General features: G+C 40.7%; 2 protein-coding genes. Both read right to left on the reverse strand.

What is annotated here, in order from left to right:
• Nucleotides 1-405, reverse strand: a 405-nt coding sequence (locus J7438_RS26325; RefSeq protein ID WP_209278985.1) for a hypothetical protein, incomplete at its 3' end; no start/stop codon positions are given.
• Between the two features lie 53 nt (nucleotides 406-458).
• A partial coding sequence (locus J7438_RS26330; RefSeq protein WP_209278986.1) for a hypothetical protein occupies nucleotides 459-767 on the reverse strand: 309 nt, incomplete at its 5' end.

A 767-nucleotide genomic window follows, 5' to 3' on the forward strand; every position in this document is an offset into this window, starting at 1 on the left:
CAATGGTATCAGTTGGCGTTGTTCACTATGATTTAATGGTCGTTTTTCCCTTGATGTGTATTGTTTGATTGAACAGGCAAATTGACTGTGTGTTTTACCATCATAGTGATCACCATAACGAGCAGATACCCTCACCAGCCAATCCATTTTTTCTTGTGTGATGAGAGCATTAAAACCATGAGCAGGTTTTATTGAATGTCCTGGTGGATGGTTAGCAGAGCAGGCGTCAGAAGCAGGATGACATTCATTATGCTTCCGAAGATAGGGTCGTGGCGCATTCACCTGCCTGACTGTGCCATATCTGTATTGCCCACTCCCTGAAGCACCGGCATTATCATCTGGTCGTTTATAATCATTACCTGATGTTGTGTATTTCCAACTTATACCAGCACAGCCTCTGTCCATAATTATATTTCATTAATTCATGGAAAATATAAAAAGTAGACTATTTTACGGCATCAGCAGGTAGCATTTTTTACTGGCTTTTTTCTCTTCCTTTTTCTTTTTTTGGGCTTTTTTATTTGCTCTTCTAAATATTCTTCGGCCGTAAAATAACAGTCATCTGAACATTGCCCTCCATCATCGGCAGTAAAATATACATCATCTGCCGTCCACTCACCGCTGTTAAGTGACACAGAGCCATGAGCCTTTGGCAGGACGGCTAACTTTGCCTTGATTTGCTCAATAACTATTTTCATTGAATCGTGGCTATCAAGCTTTTTCACCGGGATTTCAATAACCTCAAATCCTAATTTTTGCAGCAGGGC

The organism is Thalassotalea sp. G20_0, assembly GCF_017744175.1.
Taxonomy (GTDB): Bacteria; Pseudomonadota; Gammaproteobacteria; order Pseudomonadales; family Endozoicomonadaceae; genus Endozoicomonas.